The sequence below is a fragment of the Streptomyces sp. NPDC043854 genome (assembly GCF_056436005.1).
In genome coordinates, this window is the sequence record NZ_JBWKDK010000001.1 from 431,679 (window position 1) to 453,885 (window position 22,207).

The window sequence follows — 22,207 nt, forward strand, 5'->3', positions numbered from 1 at the left end:
GGGCATGACCGAGATCCGCACCCCCCGCCTCCTCCTGCGCCGCTGGGACGACGACGACCTCGTCCCCCTGTCGGAGATCAACGCCGATCCGGCGGTGATGCGCTGGATCGGCGACGGCTCCCCGCTCGACCTGGAGCAGACCGCAGACGAGATCGGGCGGTGGGAGGACGAATGGGACGAGGAGGGCTTCGGCCTCTTCGCCGTCGAACTGCTGGCGTCCGGTGAGCTGATCGGCGCGGTCGGGCTGTCGGTGCCCGAGCACCTGCCCGAACTGCTGCCCGCCGTCGACATCCGCTGGCGGCTCGGCCGCCCCTACTGGGGGCAGGGCTATGCCTCCGAGGCCGCCCAGGCCACCCTGGAGTTCGCCCTCCAGGACCGCGGCCTGGACCGGGTGGTCGCCGTGGTCCGGGCCGGCGACCGGGCCTCCGACAACGTGGCCGAGAAGCTCGGCATGGCACCCGAGGGGGAGGCCACCGACCCCGAGCACGGGCACCTGCTGCGGGTGTACGGCATCGACCTCACCGAGTACGAGGCCTGACCCCGCACCCGCCAGGCCGGGCGCGGCGCTCCGTCGCCGTGCCCCGGCCGCCTGCCCGCTCCGCCGCCGGCCGCCCGTCAGGCCGCGCAGGTGTCCAGCATCGTCGTGAGCATCTTCTTCTCCGCCTCGGTGACCGTCAGACCGTAGGCGGACTTCACCGTCGTCCACGCCCGCCCGTACAGGCACCAGGCCGACCTGTCCGGCGGCTGCCACTGGTCCGGGCTCTGGTCGCCCTTCGACCGGTTCGACGCCGCCGTGACCGCCAGCAGCTGGGGGCGGGCCAGGTCGTTGGCGAACGCCTTCCGCCTGGCGGCGTCCCACGCCGCCGCGCCCGAACGCCACCCCTCGGCGAGCGGCACCATGTGGTCGATGTCCATCTTGGAGGCGTCGGTCACCACCACCCCGTCGTACAGGCTCCTCCACCTCCCGGAGACCGCCCGGCACTCCGCGTCCTGCACCACGTCCGCCCCGTCGCGCCGGAGGACCGCCTCGCGCGTGTTGCAGGTCCCGCCCTGCTCCGCCCAGTGCGTGAACTTGGCCCGGCTGTATCCGGCCATCGTCCCCACCGGCGCCACCGTCAGCCCGGCCAGCTGCGTACGGGCCGCCTCGACTCCCACCATGCCCGGCAGGAGCTCCCCGCCGCCCGCCTTGCCGTCGCCCGCCGGCGGCGACGCGGAGGGCCCTGCCGGTGCCGGCGGTGCGGAGGCCCCGGAGTCCGCCCCGTCCGTGCCGCTCGACGTACAGCCCACCGCGGCCAGCAGCAGCGAAGCAGCCAGCACCGCACCCCGCACCCGTATCTGACGTCCCATGAGCCCACCCCGAGAACCGGTTCGCACACCGTCTCGAAAACAGTACCCAGAGCCGGATATTTGATCCATTGTCCTGGCTCCGCGGCAGCCCGGAGGCCCTGATGCGGGCCCCCTCGAAGGGCGTTGTCAGTGGCCCTCGCTAATCTCCCCGCATACCGCAGCTCAGGGGGGCTTTTCGGCCATGCCCGGCGCTGCGCGGAATTCGGATCGGGCAGGCGGAAGGGCGCGAGGCACATGGCTTGGCTGGCGGCGGGCGAGGGATACGAGATCGCCCTGATGGAAGGAAAGGTGGCGGCACGGTCCACCACCGGGCGCACGGCGGGACGGCAGCTGAAATCGCTGCCCAAGGCCCTCCGCGACCACCCCGAGGTGGACCGGCTGCGCCGGCTCGCCGAATGGCTCGACCGGCACGAGGCGGCCTGCATCGCCCAGGTCGACACCTGGATGGTGTCCTCCCTGCCCGTGCCCACCGCCCTGCTCGCCCGGGTCTGGCCGGACGAGGCGTGGCAGAACGCGCTGCGCGACCTCGCCGTCGTCGGCGACGACCCGGACGAGGTGGGCTTCCTGCGTGATGCCACCGCCTCCGGCGAGCTGAAGGTGGTCAACCTCGACGGCGAGACCGTGCGGCTCTCCCCGCGCACCGTGACCCTGCCCCACCCCGTGCTGCTGCCCGACCTGGACGACGTACGGGACTTCGCGGCCGAACTCGGCATCGTGCAGCGCGTCGAGCAGATCCACCGGGCGACCTGGCTCAAGCCCGAGGGGCTCGCGGCCAAGGACACCGAGGTCCGCGACTACGCGGGCGGCGTCTTCCCCAACCGGTTCGGACTGGCCGCGCGCGCCACCGGCCTCGGCTACCGCGTCTCGGGCGGCTACGCCACCTGCGCGGTCCGCGACACCGGCCGGGCCACCGAGGCCGCGGTCTGGATCGGCGAGCCCTACTACGAGGCCGAGGCCACCACCGGCGCCCTGACCTGGCACGACGGTGACGGCAGGGCGGTGCGCCTGACCGAGGTCGGACCGGTCGCCTGGTCCGAGGGCATGCGCATGGCCGCCGCACTGTACGCCGGACGCAAGATCGAAGAGGGCAAGGACGCACGATGACCACCACGACCACCGACGCGACCGCGACCACCGACGCGGCCACCGCCGCGACCGGGGCCGAACTGCTCCTGAAGGCCGGCGCCGTGCTCCCGGTCGGCACCGACGGCGCGGGACCCTCCGCCGTCGACCTGACCGCCCGCACCTACCGCCACGCCGCCCTCCCCGACGGCCGCGTCGTCGTCCGGCTCGCCGCCGCCGAACTCGGCCCCGCCGAGGACCTGGCCGCCGGCTTCCTCGGCCTCGTCCCCGACGAGGGCGAGCCGCCCGTCGTCGGCCTCGGCCAGCGCCAGGCCCTCGGCTTCCCCGAATGGGTCCTCGTCCACCACCCCGAGGACGGCCACCACGCCCTCGCCGTCGTCCCCGAACTCGACCGGGTCGCCCGCCAGGCCAAGACCAAGCCCAAGGCCGCCCTCGACGCCTGCCACGAGCTGGCGGGCCGGCTCGCCGCGGCGGTACCGCACTTCCTGCCCGTCGTCTACGAGCAGGCCGCCCGCCTCTTCCTCGCCGTCGAGAACACCGCCTACGCCGCCCAGCTGTTCGGCCGGGCCCGCACCAGCGAGGCCCAGCACGGCCTCACCGTCGACGAGGACCGCCTCGACGCCGTCTTCCTCGAGTTCGCCCTCGCCGGCGCCCTCCCCGTGAAGGTCCTCACCGGCTACGCCAAGGACCTCTCCGCCCGCGTCAGCCCCGCCGACGCCCACGCCCGCTTCCGCCGCCTGTGCGTCCGCCGCACCGCAGGCGGCCTGGCGCCCTCCGCCCAGGCCGCGACCGAGCTGCGCCGCCTCGCCCGCGCCGCCGGCCTCACCGGCAGCCAGGCCGAACAGGAGTACCTCGCCGAACTGCTGCCGCTGCCCGCCACCCTGCGCGCCGCGTACGGCTGGTGGAAGGCCCACCGCACCGCGCTGATCGCCCTGGCCCGCCGCGAGCCCGCCGTACGGGGCACCCTCCTCGAACTGATGCCGCCCGGCGCCGACGGCGAACTGTCCGACCTCTGGCTGGAGGTCCTCGAGGAGTCCGGCGCCACCGCGGGACTCGTCGACGCCGGCCTGCCCGCCGAGCAGCGCTGCGCCGACGGAACCGCCGGCTGGCTGGAGCGCTACCACGCCGCCCGCCACAGCGGCTGGGGCCAGCGGCCCACCCTGCCCGCGCTCCTCGACCTCGTCGCCCGAGCCGCCGACCGGCTGCGCACCGAACTCGCCGAGCCGGGGCGCGAGGCCGGCCTGCGCATCGGCGTCCAGGACGTCGACCTGCTCGACCTGGTCCTCTCCCTCGGGATCCCGGTCGCCGACCCCGACGAGAGCCCCCGCTCGCACCACCGCCACAGCCAGCTGAACCTGGCCGACTGGGCACGCGCCGACCAGCGCCGCGACCTGCTCGCCCTCGCCGCCGACCAGCGGTTCCGGCCCGCGTTCCGGCGCGCCGTCAACTCCTTCGGCGACGCCACCTCCGGCGCCGACGTCATGCGCCGGCTCGCCGCCTCGCCCGGCGGCCGCCCGATGCTCACCGAATGGGTGCAGGACGTCGCCCGCAACTCCAAGGCCGCGGGCCTGCCCGGGCTGCCCGACGCCATCAGCCGGCTGACCTGGCTGCCCGCCGAGGCCCTCGAACTCGCCCGCGAAGAGGTGGCCGCCGCGGCCGCCGCCGACCTCGGCGAGATCCTCGCCCGCACCCTGCGCGGAGGCCTCTTCGAGGAGTTCGCCTGGCCCGCGTACGAGGAGGCACTGGTCGAACTCGCGGACCGGAAGGCGCTGCACCGCAGCAACCTGACCGTCGTCGAGGCCTGGCCCCACCTCATCGTCGCCAACAGCATCCAGGTCCGCGTCATCGACGCCGACTCCACGGTGCTCACCCACGACCTGCGCGTGCCGACCGGCGGCTCGTACCGGTACGGATTCCACTACGTCGACGGGGCGCTGCTCGTCTTCTGGTCCACCTGGGGCAGCGAGGTCCAGGGCTACTGGCACACCAACCCGCAGCACGTCTTCACCCTGAAGACCGACCGCGCCCACTGGTCGCTGCGCTCCGACGAGATCAGCCTCCCCCTGCCCGGCGGCGGCCGCACCGTGGGCGGCGGCGTCCTGCACGTCGGCGACACCGAACTGCCCGCCGAGCGGGCCCTGCTGTCCGACGGCACCTCGTACTGGGTGTGGCGGCGCCTCGAACAGGACAAGGGCTCCGGCTGGTGCGAGTACAACCCGGCCGACGGCACCCACGGCCGATTCTCCCAGCCGGCCTTCCTCACCGACGTACTCAACGCCTACCCCTCGCGGACCAACTTCGCCGCCCACTCCACCTGGCTGCGGCCCGCGCCCACCGTCGAGGGATCCGCCCTCGGCACGCCCGTCGACGGCCTCCTCGGCTGGTGCGCCGTCCGCGTCAAGGACGACGGCTGGTACGGCCGCGACACCGCCGGCCGCACCGTCCGCGTCCCCGCGGACGCCCACATGCCCGCCGCCGCCCTCGCCATCCCCGGCGACGACCGGCCGCGCGCCCTCACCCACCGCTGGCGCGAGCTGAGCATCACCGACCCCGACGGCGTCGTCACCGCGAAGACCAGCGGCGACCACCGCAACGAGGGCTTCGCCACCGGCAGCGTCGACCTCCCGCCGCTGCCCTTCTGGTACGCCCTGCGCCCCCGCGACCCCGAGGGCTCCGCCGCCCTGCGCGCCGCCGACCGGGACACCGCCGCCGCGCTCCTCGCATCGGCCGCCGCCGCGGAGAAGGCGTCCGACCTGCCCGGTCTGGTGAGCGCCGCGTTCCCGCAGACCACCGCGCCCGAGCTGCTCGGCGGCATCATCGAGGTCCTGCGCTTCGCCCTCACCCAGCAGAAGGCCCTGGACGGCGTCGCCGCCCGCCTCGAGTCCGCCGACAGCGCCGCCGCACCCGGCGAACCGGAGGGCCCCACCGACCAGTTCGTCGAGAACGCCCTGCGCGGCGTCATCGGCACCGGCTACTACCAGTGGGGCGCCCAGCGCGACGTCGCCCACCAGTACCTGCACCGCCTCACCGCCGCGATCGCCGACACCGGTGCCACCGCGGTACCGGGCCGGCTCCACTTCGACACGGCCCCGCTGGAGTACTCCGGGCTCCCGTTCACGCCGATGCTCGACCACCCGGCCGCCATCGCCTACCGAGCCGTCGCACCCGGCGCCACCGACGAGCAGCGGGCCGCCCTGTGCGGGCTGCTCGGCACGATCGACGCCCTCGGCCTGGCCTCCGCCGAAGGATCGGCCGACCGCTGGCGCCGCGTCACGGTCCACCTCGACGACCACCACCTGCGCACCCCCGACGGCCTGGGCCGCAGCCTCGCGCACCGCAGCCTGCTCCCGCTCGGCGGCGGCGCCGTCCTCGCCCTCACCGAGCACAGCGCGGGCCTGCCCGGCGGAGGCGCCGAATTCGGGGCGCTGCTCCACGACCCCTCCGGCCGGTTCGCCGTCCCCGGCCCCTACACCCTGCGCGGCGAGGCCCCCGTCGGCGACCGCGAGCGCGGCCCCGGCTGGCTCACCGCCTTCCTCACCGAGGCCGCCGCCCGCGGCCCCGTACCGCTGCGCCCCGAGGCCGCCGACGAGTTCGCCCGCCTGACCGGCGTCTCCGCCACGGCGGCGAAGCTGCTGCTCGCCGGCCTGCCGAACATCGACAGCTACGAGCACAACTTCCTGCCGGCCGAACTGCGCACGGCCCTCGGCGTGAAGGCCGCCGACGCCAAGCACGCCCGCACGGAGCTCAAGGCCCTCGACATCGACCTGCGCCGGTCCCTCGTCGCGGCGCTGCTGCCCGCCGACCCGGCCCGGCTGTGGACCGACGGCCCGGACGCCGCCGCCGCGGCCGAGCTGTGGAACCGGCGCGTGGGCCGCCGTACCTCCGTACCCGAATGGCTGCTCGCCGAGACCACCCGCGCCGTACGGACCTCCTGGCCCACGCACCGCGCCCTCGCCGCCGCCCTCGACCCCGAGGCGTCCCCGGCCCTGGGCACCGACACGGAATGGAAGGTCCAGAACGACCGGGTGGAGCCCTGCACACCGGGCGGGGAGCCGTTCAACGCGACGGTCCTGACCGACACCCTCGCCGTGACCGCCTGGCTCGCCCACCGGCTGCCCGCCGGCGACCCCCTGCGGGCCGCCCTGCCGCCCGTGCTCACCGCCGTACGGCAGCGGCTCGCCGCGCCCGGACTCCTGCTCGACCTCGGGTACTTCGCCCATTTGCCCGACTTCCGCAAGGCCGCAGGCACCCCGACCGAGACCGCGGAGGGCTACGAGCGCTACGGCGCGGTCGTCATGGCCACCCACGACGACCGGCCGCGGCCGGCCCTGCGCACCGCCCTGCTCGACTCCACCGGCTCCGACCCCTACCTGCCGGCCCTGCGCGACGCCGACCAGCAGCCGTCATCGGCCGAAACCGCGCTGCGCTGCGTCCACGACCCGCGGTTCGCGGCGCTGCTCGCCGACCCGGGCGCCCCGGCGGCGGGCGCGGTGGACACGGACGGGACGTGGTGGCCGCAGGACCCGGGCCGGTCGGTGCCGGAGCTGGTGGCCGAGGCGCAGTCCGCGTACGGCGTGGGGGCGGATGCGGCGGTGCTGTACCTGATGCTGCTGGCCATGCCCGACCCCACCGACCGGAACACGGCCCGGTGGACGGGCTGGAAGCCGGCCCGGCTGAAGGCGGCCCGCGCCGAACTGGCCGCCACCGACCTGGTGGTGACGGCCAGCCGCACCCGGGCCGGGCGCTCGCTGTTCCTCCCCGGCCCCTGGGCCGACATGGCCTCCCCGAACCTGCCCGTCGAGCAGTGGAAGCTGCCGATGTACGAGGGCCTCGCCCCCGGCGGCAGCCCGGTACTCCGGGTCCTGGTGCCGGCCGAACCGGTCGCGCACCTCTACCGCAGGGCCTGGCAGCGGGTCACCGACGGCGACGTACCGCGCTTCGAGGAGCTCAAGGTCAAGCGCACCCGCACCCGCCGCCGCTGACGGCACGGCCGGCCGGCGCCACCCGCCGGCCGGCCCCACCCCTCTCCACCTCCGTCGTTCCCTTCCCCTTTTCTCCTTTCCTTTTCTTCCCTTGCCCTTGTTCGAGTTTCCGAGGACTCCCATGACGACCGTCACCGAAGACGCTGCCGCCGCCCCGGCCCGCCAGATGCTGCCCGCCGAAGAGCGGTACGCCACCGAACTCGCCTTCCTCGCCGCCCAGGACACCGGCCCCCGTCCGCCGGGCTGGGCGCTGACCCCGCGCGCCGTCGTCACCTTCGTCTGCGGCAGCGACGGCGCCGAGCTGGCCCTGCCGAAGCGCCGGGCGGGCCTGCCCGCCAAGCTGGTCATCGCCCCCAAGTTCGTCGGCGAGCGCGCCCTCGTCGAACGCTGCGTCGTCACCCTCGCCGGCGAGCGCGGCCTCCTCCTCACCGGCGAGCCCGGCACCGCCAAGTCGATGCTGTCCGAACTGCTCGCCGCCGCCGTCTGCGGCACCAGCGCCCTCACCGTCCAGGGCACCGCCGGCACCACCGAGGACGCCTTCCGCTACGGCTGGAACTACGCCCTGCTGCTCGCCCAGGGCCCCACCCCGCAGGCGCTGGTCGACTCCCCGGTCCTCTCCGCCATGCGGACCGGGCGCGTCGTACGCGTCGAGGAGATCACCCGCTGTCTGCCCGAGGTCCAGGACGCCCTCGTGTCGATCCTGTCCGACCGGCGGGTCAGCGTGCCCGAACTCGCCGCCACCGAGGACGCGGTGGTCGGCGCCGCCCCCGGCTTCACGGTCATCGCCACCGCCAACCTGCGCGACCGCGGCGTCTCCGAGATGTCCGCCGCCCTCAAGCGCCGCTTCAACTTCGAGACCGTGGAACCGATCGCCGACGCGGACGCCGAGGCCACGCTGATCCGCCGCCAGGCGGTCGCCGCCGTCCAGCGCGCGGGCGCCGCCTTCGGCGTCGACGACGCCGTGCTCGACGCGCTCGTCACCGTCTTCCGGGACCTGCGCTCCGGGCGCTCCGCCGAGGGCTGGGACGTGGAACGCCCCGGTACGGTCATGTCCACCGCCGAAGCCGTCCAGGTGGCGACCTCGCTCGGCGTCGCAGCCGCCTACCTGCCGGGGGCAGACGTCCTGGACCTGCTGCCCGGACACCTCCTGGGCGTGGTCCGCAAGGACGACCCCGCCGACCACGGCCGCCTGCTCGGCTACTGGGACGGCCCGGTCCGCCGCCGCGCCGAGGACGGCTCGGCCATGTGGCGCCGCCTGTGGGACCTGCGCGGGAGCCTGCGATGACCACCACCAGCCTGACCCCGGGCGCCCCGGCGCCCGCCGCCGTCCCGGACCCGGACGCCGATCCGCGGGACACCGTGGAGGCGCTCGCCGCGTCCCGGACGCCGTACCTGCTGGGCGTGCGCCACCACAGCCCCGCCCTCGCCGCCGTGGTCCCGGACCTGCTGGACGCCTCCGGGGCCGAGGTCGTCTGCGTCGAGCTGCCCGCCGAGTTCCAGCCGTGGCTGGAGCACCTCGCGGACCCGGAGACGCAGGCCCCCGTCGCCCTCGCCGGCACCGGACCCGACGGCCGACTGGCGTTCTACCCGTTCGCGGACTTCTCCCCGGAACTGGCCGCGATCCGCTGGGCGCGGTCACGCGGCGCCGAGGTGCTGTGCTGCGACCTTCCGCTGTCCGACCCGGGCTGGACCCTGCGCGGCGGCGAACAGGAGGCGGCTGCGGAGCCGGCGGCGGCTGCGGAGCCGACGGCTGCCGAGCCGGTTCCGGACGCGTCCGCCGGCGCGGTCCCGGCCGCGGATCCCGCCGCCGGCTCCGGCCCGCGGGGGCGCTCGTACGCGGGCGCCCTCAGCGCGGCCGGCACCGGCCGGGACGGCGACGACCTGTGGGACCGCGCCGTGGAGGTGCTGGCCCCCGGCTGCACGCCGGAGGCCGTCCGCCGCGCCGCCCTGGGCGTCGGCTGGGCGCTGCGCCAGGACGCGGCCGCCACCGCCGTCCCCGCGGTGGACCTGGCCCGCGAGGCGCGGATGCGTACGGTCATCGCGGCCGCGGCCGCCGGGGGCCGACGCGTCGCCGCCGTGATCGGCGCCTTCCACGCCCCGGCCCTCCTCGACTCCGGCGCGGCCGCGGGGGACCGGGCCGCCGAGGACCCGGCCGCCGGGGGCGGCGCTGATACGGCCCGAGCGGGGGCGGCCAAGGCCGAAGCCGCCGCCGTCACCTCGTTCGTGCCCTACTCCTTCGACCTGCTCGACTCCCGCTCCGGCTACCCCGCCGGCATCCGCGACCCGCTGTGGCAGCAGGCCGTCCTGGAAGCCGGCGGCGACCCCGAGCGGCTGCGGACCGCGGCCTCCGCCGCCGTCACCGGCCTGTGCCGGGAACTGCGCCGGGCCGGCCACACCGCCGGAACCGGGGAAGCCGCCGAAACCCTGCGGCTCGCCTGCGACCTGGCCGTCCTGCGCGGCCTGCCCGCCCCCGGCCGCGGCGAACTCCTCGAGGCCGTCACCACCGTCCTCGGCCAGGGGGAACCGCTGGGCCGCGGCCGGGCACTGGCCCGCGCCCTCGAAGCCGTCTTCGTCGGCACCGGCCGCGGCCGCACCACCCCGCGCGCCCCCCGCTCCGGACTCGGTCCCGGCGTCGAGGCCGAGCTCGCCGAGCTACGGCTGCCCGGCCCCGAGGACCCCGCCTCCCGCGAGGTCCGCCTCGACCCGCTGCGCTCCCCGCTCGACCGGCGCCGCGAGGTCCTCCTCCAGCGGCTGGCCGTCCTGGGAGCCGGGTACGGGGAGCCGCTCGACGTGGCCGCCACCGGCGACGGCACCGCCCTGGGCACCAAGTGGCGGCTGAAGTGGACCCCTTCCGTCCCCGCCCGACTCGACCTCGCCGGGGTCCGCGGCGTCACCGCCGCCCAGGCGGCCGCCGGCACCCTGCGCGACACCGCCCGCCGGACCGCCGCCGACGGCGGCCCGACCCCCGCCCAGATCCTCGCCGGCCTCACCGCCGCCGCACGCTGCGACCTGCCCGAACTGGTCGCCGTACGGCTCGAAGAGGCGGCCGCCACCCTGCCGCAGACCGCGGCCCTGCCCGAGCTGCTGGAGGCGCTGGACCTGCTGGAAGGGCTCTGCCGAGGGCACTTCCCCGTCGACACCGACGCCGTACGCGCCTCCGCCGGCACGCTGACCGGCGACCTGCTCGACGCCGCCGTACGCGCCCTGCCCGGCCTCGCCGGCAGCGAGGACCCGGCCGACGCGCGCGCCCTCGTCGCCCTCGCCGACCGGGCCGCCGCCCGACACCTCGGCCTGCGCATGGACGAGGCCCTCGCCGGCCTCGCGGCCGACGGATCCCCGCTCATGCAGGGCGCGGCGCACGCCGTACGGGTCCTGCTGGACCTCGACGCCGCCGCCGGACTCGGCGACCGCGCCGCCGGCTGGATCGACAGCGCCGCCACCGCCGACGGCCGACGCGCCCTGTCCCGCCGCCTGGGCGGCCTGCTGGCCGCGGCCGGACCGCTGCTCCAGTCCTCCGCAGCCGCCCTCGTCCCGGTCCTCGACCGGGTCGACTCGCTCACCGACCAGGACTTCCTGGACCGGCTCCCGGCCCTGCGCGGCGGGTTCGACGCGCTCGCCCCCGCCGCTCGCGACCGGCTGCTGGCCACCGTCACCGAGCGGCTCGGCGACCGCGTCGACCTCTCCCTCGACGCGCCGCCCGCCCTGCTCGCCCTGTGGGCTGCCGCGGACGCCGCCGGGGCCGCCGCGCTGAAGGGCCTGCCCCGCCCGGGGCACGAGGCCCCGACTGCGGCTGCGACTGCGACGGCGGCTGGGGACTCGGCTTCGGCCTCGGCCCCGGCCGGGACCCCCGTACCCGAATCCGAGCCCGCTCCCGGGCCGTGTGGTGCCGCGACGGCCACCGAGCCGCAGCGGCTCACCCCCGCCGACCGGTGGCGGCTGCTCCTCGGCCGGCAGCGCGACAGGCTGCCCGCCGGCGCCCGCCGCTACGCCCGGGCCCTGGACGAGCTGTACGGCGCGGGCCGCGGCGAGGGTTCCGCCGACCTGGACGGCGGCGGCACGGGCAGCGGCGGAGGCCAGGACGCTTCGTTCCCCACGGCCCGTGAATGGGCCGAGGAACTCGAGGCGATCTTCGGCACGGAGGTCCGGGAGGAGGTGCTCGCAGCCGCCGCCGACTCGGGCCGCACCGACGTGCTGACCCAGCTCGACCCGGCCGCCGCGCGCCCCTCCGTGGAACTGCTCAGCTCGGTGCTGTCCCTCGCCGGCGGCCTGCCGGAAGCCCAGCTCGCCAAGCTGCGCCCGCTGGTCCGCCGCCTCGTCGACGAGCTCGCCAAGGAGCTGGCCACCCGGCTGCGCCCGGCGCTGTCCGGCCTCAACACCCCGCGCCCCAGTCGCCGCCCCGGCGGCCGGCTCGACCTGGACCGCACCCTGCGGGCCAACCTCGCCCACACCCGCCGCCTCGACGACGGCAGCCTCGCCGTGGTCCCGGAGCGGCCCGTCTTCAGCACCCGGGCCCGCCGCGAGGCCGACTGGCGGCTGATCCTGGTGGTCGACGTCTCCGGCTCGATGGAGGCCTCGGTCATCTGGTCGGCGCTGACCGCCGCCGTCCTCGGCGGTGTCCCGACCCTGTCCACGCACTTCCTGGCGTTCTCCACGCAGGTCGTGGACTTCACCGACCGGGTCGACGACCCGCTGTCGCTGCTGCTGGAGGTCCGCGTGGGCGGCGGCACGCACATCGCGGCGGGCCTGGCCCACGCCCGTTCCCTCATCACCGTGCCGAGCCGCACCCTCGTCGTCGTGGTCAGCGACTTCGAGGAGGGCGCACCGATCGGCGGACTCCTCGCAGAGGTGCGCGCGCTGGCCGCGTCCGGTGCCCACCTGCTCGGCTGCGCCGCGCTCGACGACACCGGCACCCCCCGCTACTCGGTGCCCGTCGCCCGGCAGCTCGTCGCCGCCGGCATGCCGGTGGCCGCCCTCAGCCCGCTCGCCCTCGCCCGCTGGGTGGGCGACCGCCTCCGTGGAGAAACCCGTTGAGCACCGCCCCGTCGCCGCTGCCGCCCGTCGCCCCCGAGGTCCTCGCCGAAGCCGTCGAGAGCCTCACCGCCCGGCTGCGCAAGAAGCTCGACGCCGCCATCGAGGGCTGCGCCGCCGGCACTCCGGCAGCCGAGCGGGCCGACGACGGCAGCATCGGCCTCCGCTTCGGCGAGGACGCCGTCGTGACCCTGCGGCCCGGCCCCGGCGGCGCGGTCACCGCCGCCGAACAGGCCGTCTGCAGCTGCCTGCTGGCGCCGCGCTGCCTGCACCGGGCCGCAGTGCTCGGTGCGGCCCCGCTCGCCGACGCCACACCGCCCGAGGCCGAGCCCGAGGCCGGGCCCGAGGCCGGAGCTGCGGCTGATCCGTCGGAGGTCCCGGCGTCGGAGCCCGCGGCCGCAGCCGGTGCCGCGGCGCCGCAGCGCGTACGGGAGGAGGACGCAGCGCCCGCGGAACCCGTACCCGCCCGGGCCGCCCTGACCCCTGCCCAGACCGCCGCCGCCTCCGCGCTGTGGCGGGCCGCCGCCGAGTCCCTCGCGGCGGGCGCCACGGCCGGCGGCGCGGTCGTCCAGGCCGAGCTGCTGCGCGCCGCCCACACCGCCCGCCTCGCCGGGCTGCCCCGCGCCGAGGCCGCCACCCTGCGGCTCGTCCGCGGCCTGCGCGCCGCGCGGGAGCGCAGCGGCACCCACCGGCTCGCCGACCTCACCGCCGCCTTCCGCGAACTCCTGTATACCGCCGCCGTGCTGGCCTCCGGGTCGGCCGACCCCGCCCTGGCCGGCAGCACCCGGCGCGCCTACCGGCCGGGCGGCAGCCTGCGGGTGCACGGCCTGTGCCGCGAGCCGGTGCTGTCCGCGACCGGATACGGGGGAGTGGTCACCCACCTGCTGGCCCCCGACGGTGGACGCTACTCGGTCTCCGACGTCCGCCCGGGCGGTCTCGCCCGCGCCAAGGGCGCCGGCTCCGCCTCGGTGGCACTCGGCGGCGCCACCCTCGACCACGCGGGCCTGGCGCGCGGAGGACTCCGTATCGCCGGGGCCACGGTGTCGCCCGACGGCCGGCTCGGCGCCGGGCGCGGGGTGCAGGCGACCCCGCTGCCGGGCGTCCGGTGGACCGAGGAACCCGTCGCCGCACTGTTCGCCCGTCCGGCGGCCGAGGCCGTGGCCGCCCAGCTCGCCGACCCCGACCCTGACGCGGCCGGTGCCGAACTGCTGGGCTGCGACGTCACGGTGGTCGGTGCGGCCGGCGAGGACCTCCTGGTCCGCGAGATCCGGACCGGGCAGGCACCGGCCCCGCTGCTGCGGCTGCGGGCCGCCCACCCCCACCCGGAGCTGCCGCACGGGGAGAACCTGCGCCGCATCGCCGCCCACCCGGGCCTGGCGCTGCGCGTCCTCGGCCGGCCCGACCTGGACCGCGCCGCCACCCTGCGGCCCCTCGCCGTCGGGCCGGTGCCGGGTGCGGAGCACACGCTGCGGCTGCCCGAGGAGTGGTTCGGCCGCGCCGACCTCGGCTACGAGCGCCTCCAGGGCAGCCACTTCCCGCCCGGTACCGCCCCCGGAGCGGGACCCCGCACCGCGGACCCCGGGCCGGACCCGCTGGCCGACGCACCACTGTGGCGGGTGCGCCGCCTGCTGGAGACGGGGGTCGCAGGCGGGCGGCGGGCCGTCGCCGAGTCGGCCCGCGGCAGCGCGCCCCTCACCGCGTACGGGCCGCTGCGCCGGGCCGGCTTCACCACGGCCGCGGAGCTGGCGACGGCCCTGGCCGCGGAGGCGGACCGGCGCCCCCGCGACGCGTTCGGCCGCCTCACCGACCCCTCGGCGGACGGCTACGCCTGGGCCTGGCTGGCCGCGGCCACCCACCTGGCCGCCGCCGAACGGTCCCTGGTGGCCGCGTCCTGGTCCTGAACCCGGCGCGGATGCGGGGAAGGCGCGGGCCCGGCCGAGCGGTGCGGGCCGCGCAGCCAGGCGTCGAGTGCGGCCAAGTCGGCGCCGGTGAGCCCGAACCGGGCGTCGTCGCGGTACAGCAGGGCCCGGCCCGGGTGGTGCGCGTCCACCCGGGCCCGGTCCGCGTCGCCGATCCCGTCGCCGACCCGGGCGAACGGCCGCCCGCGAAGGCTACTACCTGTCCCGCGGCTTCGCCCGTACGTGCACGCGCTCGCTCTGCGGGCCGAACAGGCTGAGGATCTCCACCGTCCCCTCCCCGGTGCTGCCGAACCAGTGCGGCAGCCGGGTGTCGAACTCCGCGGCCTCCCCCGCCTTCAGCACGAGGTCGCGTTCGGCGAGGACCAGGCGCAGCCTGCCGCTCAGCACGTACAGCCACTCGTACCCCTCGTGCGTCCGCGGGTCCGGTGTGCTGCGGGCGGCCGGGACGACCATCTTGAACGCCTGTAGTCCGCCGGGGTTCTGGGTCAGCGGCACGATCGTCATGTCCGCCCGCCTGATCGGCTTCAGCCGCACCCGCGGGTCGCCCACGGGCGGCGCCCCGACGAGCTCGTCGAGCGGCACCGCGTGGGCGCGCGCCAGCGGCAGCAGCAGTTCCAGGTTGGGCTTGCGCTCGCCGGACTCGAGGCGGGACAGCGTGCTGACCGAGATGCCGGTGGTCTCCGACAGCCGGGTCAGGGTGATGCCGCGCTTCTTGCGCAGGGCACGCAGCCGCGGACCCACCGAGGCCAGGACAGCGGCATCGTCGTTCGCCATGACGGCAAGCCTACGGTGCCCGGTCGGCGGCCTCCCGGGCGTCCCACAACGCGCACCGGTGCTCCCGCCCGCGTACCGGCCTGTCCTCGGCGAGGGGAGTTGGAGAGGGGGCGCCGGGGGTGGCTCAGCGCCGCTGCAGCGCCCCCCGTACGTACGCCGCCTGGCCGGCGTGCTGCAGGTCGTCGGCGAGGACGCTGACCAGCCGCACCCCCAGGGAGACCGGCGGGTCCCAGCGCTCGTCGACGATCCGTTCGAGGTCGGCCGCGGCGAGCCCGCGGATGAATCCGAGGCTCTGCTCGTGCACGGCGTCGAAGTAGCCCAGCAGCAGGTCGCCCGAGTCGACGCGGACCGTCCCGACCTGCTTCGCGCTGTGCCCGAACCCGGTGTCCCCGGCGGGCAGCGGCAGTGCGAACCGGGCCGCCCAGTCCTGGGCCGTCCAGACCTGTTCGAGGCCCGAGGCGTCCGCCACGTGGTCGTCCTGCACCCGGGTCAGGTGCCACACCAGCCAGGCGATCGAGTTCGCCTGCGGGTCGATCCGGGCGTTGAGCTCCTCGGCCGACAGTCCCTCGACCGCCTCGTGGACCGCCTCCTGGATCCGCCCGTACCCGTCGGCCAGTACCTGTGTCGCTTTCATGCACGTCCTCAGACTCGTCCGTACCGCCGCCGGCATGCGGCATCGGCCGGTGCCGTGTGGCCGCCGGCCGACGCGCTGGACCGTCGACGCCTACATCGGATCCATACCCCGATCGTCGATCTTGCTCTCCTGCTCGCTCTGCTCCCGAAGCCGGCGGGCCTTGTCCTGAAGTCGGCGGCGCTCGTCGGGGTCGGTGGAGCGCTCGGCGGCCCGGTTCAGCTCCTGTGCCTTCTCGCGCAACTGCCGGACACGGCCGCTGGATCCGCCTGAAGCATTCATGATCACTCCTCGGGGGTCGGGGGGAAGAGGGGTGGGAAGAGCGGATTCAGCGAAGCAGCAGTGCCGCCCGGCCGCATCTCGAGCCGTCGCCCCGCATGACCGCCCGGGGCCGGTGCTCCCCCGTTTGCCCCGCGCGAATGGCGCAGCGCGGTCGGGTGACGGTGAAGGGGGGCCGGCGCTGGTCAACCGGTCACCGGGAACCGGGTCGGGGACGGGCGCGGGAGCCGGCGGCTGAGCGGGCGGACGCGGGGGCGGGACCGGCACCGTGCCGGCTCCGCCCCCGCGGCGGCGTGCGCGTACGGGTCCAGGCCAGCAGGTCCTTCTCCTTCCACGTGTTGACGACGAGTTCGGTGGGCACCCCGCACTCCACGGCCCGTTCACAGCCGGTCGGCTGCCAGTCCAGCTGGCCCGGGGCGTGCGCGTCCGTGTCGATCGCGAACAGCGACCCGGCCTCCACCGCGAGCCGCAGCAGCCGGCGCGGCGGGTCCAGCCGCTCGGGCCGGCTGTTGATCTCCACGGCGGTTCCGGATTCGGCGCACGCGGCGAACACCGCCTCGGCGTCGAACTGCGACTCGGGGCGGGTCCGGCCGGTCACGAGCCGTCCTGTGCAGTGGCCCAGCACGTCCATCAGGGGGTTGCGCACGGCGGTGAGCAGGCGCCGGGTCATGGCGGGCGCGTCCATCCGCAGCTTCGAGTGGACGGATGCGACGACCAGGTCCAGCCGGTCCAGCAGTTCCGGTTCCTGGTCGAGGGAGCCGTCGGGGAGGATGTCGCACTCGATACCGGTCAGCAGCCGGAAGGGTGCCCAGGTCTCGTTCAGCCCGGCCACCACCTCGAGTTGTTCGCGCAGCCGTTCCGGGGACAGCCCCCGTGCAACGGTCAGGCTCGGCGAGTGGTCGGTGAGCACGGCCCATTCGTGGCCCAGGGTGGCCGCGGCCCGCCCCATCGCCTCGATCGTGCTGCCGCCGTCGGACCAGTCGGAGTGCAGATGGCAGTCCCCGCGCAGGGCCTGGCGCAGTGCACGGGCGGCGGGTGTGGCGTGCGGCCCGTCGGGGTGTGCCGCGGCCTCCTCCTCCAGCTTCCGGAGGTAGTCCGGGACGGTCCCGCCCAGTGCCTCCCGCACCACCTGTGCGGTTTTCGGGCCGATGCCCTTGACGGCTTCCAGCGTTCCGGCGGCGGTCCGCTGTGCGACCTCGGCCTCGCCCATCCGCGTCAGCGTGTCCGCCGCCGTGCGGAAGGCCCGCACCCGGTAGGTCGGCGCCTGGCCGCGCTCCAGCAGGAAGGCGATCCGTTGCAGTGCCGCGACGGGGTCCATCCGCCACCTCCCGATTTCGCCGGTTCCCTCCCAGTTTCCACCGGATCTTTCCGGGTGCAGGGCGACCCGGGCTCGGCATCAAAGGAATGCTTTGCAAGGTCATAAGTTTGAGTTATGGGGCTATAAACGGGGGGCGGGTGCCGGGTTAGGGTCCCCTTAGTTTAAGGTTCCCTTTGATCCAGTTTTTCGGTCGAAGGGAACATGTCATGCCTCGCCCTCTGCGGGTAGCAATCGTCGGCGCCGGCCCGGCCGGCATCTACGCCGCCGACGCGCTGCTGAAGTCCGAGGCCGCCACCGACCCGGGGGTGTCCATCGACATCTTCGAGCGGATGCCCGCCCCCTTCGGTCTGATCCGGTACGGCGTCGCCCCCGACCACCCGCGGATCAAGGGCATCATCACCGCCCTCCACCAGGTGCTCGACAAGCCGCAGGTCCGCCTCTTCGGCAACGTCGACTACCCGGGCGACATCACCCTCGACGAGCTGCACTCCTTCTACGACGCCGTGGTCTTCTCCACCGGCGCCACCGCGGACCGCGCGCTCCCCATACCCGGCGTCGACCTCGACGGCTCCTACGGTGCCGCCGACTTCGTCTCCTGGTACGACGGCCACCCGGACGTCCCGCGCACCTGGCCGCTGGAGGCCGAGAAGGTCGCCGTCCTCGGCGTCGGCAACGTCGCCCTCGACGTCGCCCGCATCCTCGCCAAGACCGCGGACGAGCTGCTCCCGACCGAGATCCCGGCGAACGTCTACGACGGCCTCAAGGCCAACAAGGCCGTGGAGATCCACGTCTTCGGCCGCCGCGGCCCCGCGCAGGCCAAGTTCAGCCCGATGGAGCTGCGCGAGCTCGACCACTCGCCCAGCATCGAGGTCATCGTCAACCCCGAGGACATCGACTACGACGAGGGCTCGATCGCCACCCGCCGCTCCAACAAGCAGGCGGACATGGTCGCCAAGACCCTGGAGAACTGGGCGATCCGCGACATCGGCGAGCGCCCGCACAAGCTGTTCCTGCACTTCTTCGAGTCGCCCACCGAGGTTCTCGGCGAGGACGGCAAGGTCGTGGGCCTGCGCACCGAGCGCACCGAGCTCGACGGCACCGGCAACGTCAAGGGGACCGGCCAGTTCACCGACTGGGACGTGCAGGCCGTCTACCGGGCCGTCGGCTACCTCTCGGACGAGCTGCCCAAGCTGCCGTGGGACGTCGAGACCGGCACCGTCCCGGACGAGGGCGGCCGCGTGATGGAGGCGGGCGAGCACCTGCAGTCGACGTACGTCACCGGCTGGATCCGGCGCGGCCCGATCGGCCTCATCGGCCACACCAAGGGCGACGCCAACGAGACGATCGCGAACCTCCTCGAGGACCACGCGGCCGGCCGCCTGCACACCCCCGCCGAGCCCGCCCCGGAGGCCGTCGAGGCCTTCCTCGCCGAGCGGGACATCCGCTACACGACGTGGGAGGGCTGGTACCGGCTGGACGCCGCCGAGAAGGCACTGGGCGAGCCGCAGGGCCGTGAGCGCGTGAAGATCGTCGAGCGCGAGGACATGCTCAAGGCCAGCGGGGCCTGATCCCCGGCAGGGGCCCGCCGCCACCGGCGGGCCCCGCTCCGTCTCCGTATCTCACCGGACCGCCAAGAGGCCCTCGGAATCCGGCCGTTGACCCCTGAGGGGGAGTCCGGAGGATCGGCTGCACGGGGGCCGCCCGGGCACTACCGTGGCGGGCATGAGTGCCGATGACCTCGATCCCGAGGACGTGTGGCCGCTGCCGCCGGCCTGGATGTTCGGCTGTGCCAAGTGCGCCCGCCTCTACCGTTCGATGAAGGAGATCCAGGAGGCCACGGCGGAACTGTGGCTGACGGGGGAGCGGGGCATCGACTGGGACCCCATGGACAGCGGCCCCGGCTCGCGGATCCGGCTCGCCCGCCACATGGCCCTCGCCCACCGGGACCTGCTGCCCGACTGGGCCCCGACCTGCGCACGGTGCGCCGAGCACCGGCGCCGGGTCGAGAAGACCGCCCCCTCGGACCCGGGGACCGGGGCCGCCGTCGTGGGCGCCGAGCACCGGGCCGCCCACCTCTTCGTCCCGCCGCGCGGCCTCGGCCTCGTCTAGGTCCGTGCGCCTTGCTAGGTTCCTGTCGTCACAGGAGCCGCAGGAGCCGCAGGAGTCTTGAGGAGGCCGCCATGCACGTCGGACCGGATGGCGTGGCCGTGCCCGGCGGGAGCCGGGTCGGGATCCTGCGCGCCGGCGACCGGCCGGCCGTCGCCTGGAAGAACGGCGGGGGCGTGACCCGGGAGATCGCGGCCTGGCCCGAGGGGGCCGGCATGGACGACTTCGCGTGGCGGGTGAGTCTTGCCGAGGTGGCCGCGGACGGGCCGTTCTCGGCCTTCCCCGGAGTGGACCGTACGCTCACCCTCGCCGAGGGGGCGGGCATGGACCTCACCGTGGCCGGCGCCCGCCGCGTGGTCGGCGAGCGGTACGCGCCGCAGGACTTCCCCGGCGACGCACCGACCGGCTGCCGGCTGCTGGACGGGCCCGTCGTCAACTTCAACGTGATGTACCGCCGGGGCACCGCCCCGGCGGACACCGCCGTCGTCCGCGGCTCGCTCGCGCTCACGGCCGCGCCGGACGAGGTCCTGCTGGTCGTCGCCCTCGAGGGCGGGGCGCGTCTCGAAGCCGACGGCGGGAGCGTGGCCCTCGAGCGCTACGACGCCGCCGTGATCGGCGGATCCCCGGTCGGCGGGCCGTTCACGGGCCTCCTGCGCAGCCCGGGGCACACCGCGGTGGTCCGCCTTCCCGGCCGGCCCGCGTAACGCGCTGCCGCAGGGGGCCGTACTCGCCTCCTAGGCGTTCTTCTCCAGGCCCGGGCGCAGGCGCGCCAGCAGGGCGTACGGCGGGTGTCTCAGATGTCGATGTGGCCCATCAGGCCGCGCTGGTAGTCGAGCTGCGCCTGGCGGATCTCGGCGGCGGTGTTCATGACGAACGGTCCGCTGCGGGCCACCGGCTCGCCGATCGGCTCGCCGGCCAGGACCAGCACCTCGGCGGCCTCACCGGGCGCCGAGACGGCGAACCGCTCCCCGTCCCGGGCGAGGATGGCGAGGTGGCCGTCGGGGAGCTCGGCGTCCGGGGCGGCCGCGGTACCGGACAGGACGTACAGCATGGCGTTGTGCCCGGCCGGGACGCTGAACTCGGCGCGCCCGCCGGCCGCGAGGCGGGCGTGGACGACGAGGACGGGGGTGTGGGTCTCGAACGGGCCGCTCACCCCGTGGGTGGACCCGGTGATCACCGTGAGCTCGGCGGTGCCGTCCTCCGTGGTGACGACCGGGATCTCGTGCGGGGCGGACCCGTACTGGACGCGCGGCGGCGTCGCCTTGAGCCGGGCCGGCAGGTTGACCCAAATCTGCAGCAGGTGCTGCGGGCCGCCCTCGGCGAGCAACTCGGGGGTCGGGCGGGCGAGGTGGACCAGGCCCGAGCCGGCGGTCAGCCACTGGACCTCGCCGGGGTTCATGACCCGCTTGTTCCCCTCGGAGTCGATGTCCTCCATGGCGCCGTCGATGACGTACTGGATGGTCTCGAAACCTCGGTGGGGGTGCGGCGGCGCGCCCTTGGCCTCACCCGGGCCCAGCACGTGCGGGCCGACCTGGTCGACCATGAGGAACGGGTCGACCAGGGGCAGTTCGGGCTGCGGGAAGGGGCGGCGGACCGGGAAGCCCTCGCCCTCGAAGGTGTGGAAGGGGCGGACCACCCGGGCGGTGGAACGAACGGCGGTGGTGGTGATGTCCATGCCCCGAGCGAACGGCATCGCCCGGCGGAGCGTCAACGAGGTCCCGTTTGGTTGTCAGGTCGCCGACGCGATCCGGCCGGGCGGGCCGGCCCGCTCACACGCCCGCCGGGGCGGCGTACGCCGCCCTGCCGGCGTCCGTCCGCTCAGCGCCGGCGCGCCCGGGCCCGGCGTACCAGCACCCCGACGGCCGCGCCCGCCACGGCGATCACGGCCACGCCCGCCGTGGTCCACCAGACGGTGCTGCCGCTGCCGGCCTTCCCGTCGGCGTCCGCGGAGGCCGACGGCGAGGCCGGAGCGGCGGCGGGCGACGGGGACTGCGCCGGAGCCGCGACCGACGGCACGGCCGAAGGTGCGGCCGAGGGCGCGGCCGAGGCGGACGGGTCCACCGGCACGGGAGCGGTCGGCGCCGCGGAACCCGCCGGCGGTACGGGGTCCACGACCGGTACGGCGACCTCGCGTTCGGCATGTCCGAGCGCGGGGAACCCGACGTCGATGGTGACCTTCCAGGTGCCGGGCGGCAGGACCTCGGCCGTGCTCCAGCCGATGCTCCCGCCCTTGTCCCGCACCAGCCGCCACGGCCCCTGCGTACGGGTTCCGTCCACGCTGGTCGCGTTCACGGTGGCGGCGACGTTCTCGTCGACGGCGTCCCCGTCGTTCTCCCAGGTGATGTCGGTGGTGACGTGTCCCTCCCGCTGGCCGGTGACCACGACCTTGAGGGTGTCGCCGTGGGCGTGGGCCGTCGTCGGCACGGCGAGGCCCAGGGCCGGGGCGAGGAAGAGGAGCAGGGCTCCGAGTCCGGTGCGGACGGGAAAGGCGTGTCGTGTGCGCATCGTTGTGGTGCTCCCTGGTGCGGTGGGATGCGAGGGGTCGCCGCAGCCGCTGCGGTGCGAACCGCGCGGTGCCGGCCGCGCGGTGGGGCGCGCGGCGCGGTGCGGTGGGGAGGGTGAACGTAAGGGGCCGGGGGGGGGGGGGGGGGGGGGGGGGGTTTCCCCGCAGGCGTTTGACTCGGGTGGGTGGTCCTCTTTGCCCTTCCCACCGTGGTTTTTTGGGGGGGTGGGGATGTGG

At 75.7% G+C, this 22,207-nt stretch carries 16 protein-coding genes; 9 read left to right on the forward strand and 7 right to left on the reverse strand.

Going from position 1 to position 22,207, the window contains the following annotated elements; genetic code table 11:
• Window positions 1-4 precede the first annotated feature (4 nt).
• Window positions 5-538 carry a GNAT family N-acetyltransferase gene (locus AC068A_RS01925; protein ID WP_478579317.1) on the forward strand — a complete coding sequence of 178 codons (534 nt, stop codon included), beginning with the start codon at window positions 5-7 and terminating at the stop codon, window positions 536-538.
• A 77-nt stretch (window positions 539-615) separates the two neighbouring features.
• Here AC068A_RS01925 and AC068A_RS01930 read toward each other — a convergent pair whose 3' ends face one another.
• Entirely contained in the window at window positions 616-1,347 is a 732-nt protein-coding gene (locus AC068A_RS01930; protein ID WP_478579320.1) for an HNH endonuclease family protein, read from the reverse strand.
• A 234-nt stretch (window positions 1,348-1,581) separates the two neighbouring features.
• Here AC068A_RS01930 and AC068A_RS01935 point away from each other — a divergent pair, with 234 nt between their 5' ends.
• From AC068A_RS01935 to AC068A_RS01955, 5 genes are all read left to right on the forward strand, one after another.
• Window positions 1,582-2,451, forward strand: a complete 870-nt coding sequence (locus AC068A_RS01935) for a DUF4132 domain-containing protein (RefSeq protein ID WP_478579324.1) — start codon at window positions 1,582-1,584, stop codon at window positions 2,449-2,451.
• The gene (locus tag AC068A_RS01940; RefSeq protein ID WP_478579327.1) at window positions 2,448-7,412 is read left to right on the forward strand and encodes a DNA-binding protein; all 4,965 of its coding nucleotides are present in this window, start codon (window positions 2,448-2,450) and stop codon (window positions 7,410-7,412) included. The genes AC068A_RS01935 and AC068A_RS01940 overlap by 4 nt, the downstream gene beginning before the upstream one ends.
• Window positions 7,413-7,533: 121 nt before the next feature.
• Window positions 7,534-8,697 carry an ATP-binding protein gene (locus AC068A_RS01945; protein WP_478579330.1) on the forward strand — a complete coding sequence of 388 codons (1,164 nt, stop codon included), beginning with the start codon at window positions 7,534-7,536 and terminating at the stop codon, window positions 8,695-8,697.
• The gene (locus AC068A_RS01950; protein ID WP_478579333.1) at window positions 8,694-12,443 is read left to right on the forward strand and encodes a DUF5682 family protein; all 3,750 of its coding nucleotides are present in this window, start codon (window positions 8,694-8,696) and stop codon (window positions 12,441-12,443) included. The genes AC068A_RS01945 and AC068A_RS01950 overlap by 4 nt, the downstream gene beginning before the upstream one ends.
• Window positions 12,440-14,341 carry a hypothetical protein gene (locus tag AC068A_RS01955; protein WP_478579336.1) on the forward strand — a complete coding sequence of 634 codons (1,902 nt, stop codon included), beginning with the start codon at window positions 12,440-12,442 and terminating at the stop codon, window positions 14,339-14,341. The genes AC068A_RS01950 and AC068A_RS01955 overlap by 4 nt, the downstream gene beginning before the upstream one ends.
• 213 nt (window positions 14,342-14,554) lie before the next feature.
• On the opposite strand, the gene AC068A_RS01960 is transcribed toward AC068A_RS01955, so the two are convergent.
• The 4 genes from AC068A_RS01960 to AC068A_RS01975 all read right to left on the reverse strand — a co-directional run bounded on the left by AC068A_RS01960 (window position 14,555) and on the right by AC068A_RS01975 (window position 17,361).
• A complete protein-coding gene (locus AC068A_RS01960; protein WP_478579339.1) occupies window positions 14,555-15,133 on the reverse strand; it encodes a helix-turn-helix domain-containing protein in 579 nt (192 codons plus the stop codon).
• A gap of 124 nt (window positions 15,134-15,257) precedes the next feature.
• Entirely contained in the window at window positions 15,258-15,767 is a 510-nt protein-coding gene (locus tag AC068A_RS01965) for a mycothiol transferase (RefSeq protein ID WP_478579342.1), read from the reverse strand.
• Between the two features lie 90 nt (window positions 15,768-15,857).
• Window positions 15,858-16,046: a DUF6381 family protein gene (locus AC068A_RS01970; RefSeq protein WP_478579345.1), complete on the reverse strand. Its 189-nt coding sequence runs from the start codon at window positions 16,044-16,046 to the stop codon at window positions 15,858-15,860.
• A gap of 190 nt (window positions 16,047-16,236) precedes the next feature.
• Window positions 16,237-17,361 carry a PHP domain-containing protein gene (locus AC068A_RS01975; protein WP_478579348.1) on the reverse strand — a complete coding sequence of 375 codons (1,125 nt, stop codon included), beginning with the start codon at window positions 17,359-17,361 and terminating at the stop codon, window positions 16,237-16,239.
• Between the two features lie 206 nt (window positions 17,362-17,567).
• On the opposite strand from AC068A_RS01975, the gene AC068A_RS01980 reads away from it, so the two are divergent.
• The 3 genes from AC068A_RS01980 to AC068A_RS01990 all read left to right on the forward strand — a co-directional run bounded on the left by AC068A_RS01980 (window position 17,568) and on the right by AC068A_RS01990 (window position 20,171).
• Window positions 17,568-18,929 carry an FAD-dependent oxidoreductase gene (locus AC068A_RS01980; protein WP_478579351.1) on the forward strand — a complete coding sequence of 454 codons (1,362 nt, stop codon included), beginning with the start codon at window positions 17,568-17,570 and terminating at the stop codon, window positions 18,927-18,929.
• A 154-nt stretch (window positions 18,930-19,083) separates the two neighbouring features.
• Window positions 19,084-19,470, forward strand: coding sequence for a hypothetical protein (locus AC068A_RS01985; RefSeq protein ID WP_478579354.1), 387 nt, complete (start codon window positions 19,084-19,086; stop codon window positions 19,468-19,470).
• Window positions 19,471-19,541: 71 nt separating this feature from the next.
• Window positions 19,542-20,171 (forward strand): HutD/Ves family protein, encoded by a 630-nt coding sequence (locus tag AC068A_RS01990; protein ID WP_478579357.1) that lies wholly within the window; start codon window positions 19,542-19,544, stop codon window positions 20,169-20,171.
• Window positions 20,172-20,260: 89 nt separating this feature from the next.
• Here the strand turns inward: AC068A_RS01990 and AC068A_RS01995 are convergent, their stop codons facing one another.
• On the reverse strand, window positions 20,261-21,142 hold the full coding sequence (locus AC068A_RS01995) for a pirin family protein (RefSeq protein WP_478579360.1): 882 nt from the start codon (window positions 21,140-21,142) through the stop codon (window positions 20,261-20,263).
• Window positions 21,143-21,285: 143 nt separating this feature from the next.
• Window positions 21,286-21,972 carry a hypothetical protein gene (locus AC068A_RS02000; protein WP_478579363.1) on the reverse strand — a complete coding sequence of 229 codons (687 nt, stop codon included), beginning with the start codon at window positions 21,970-21,972 and terminating at the stop codon, window positions 21,286-21,288.
• Window positions 21,973-22,207 lie beyond the last annotated feature (235 nt).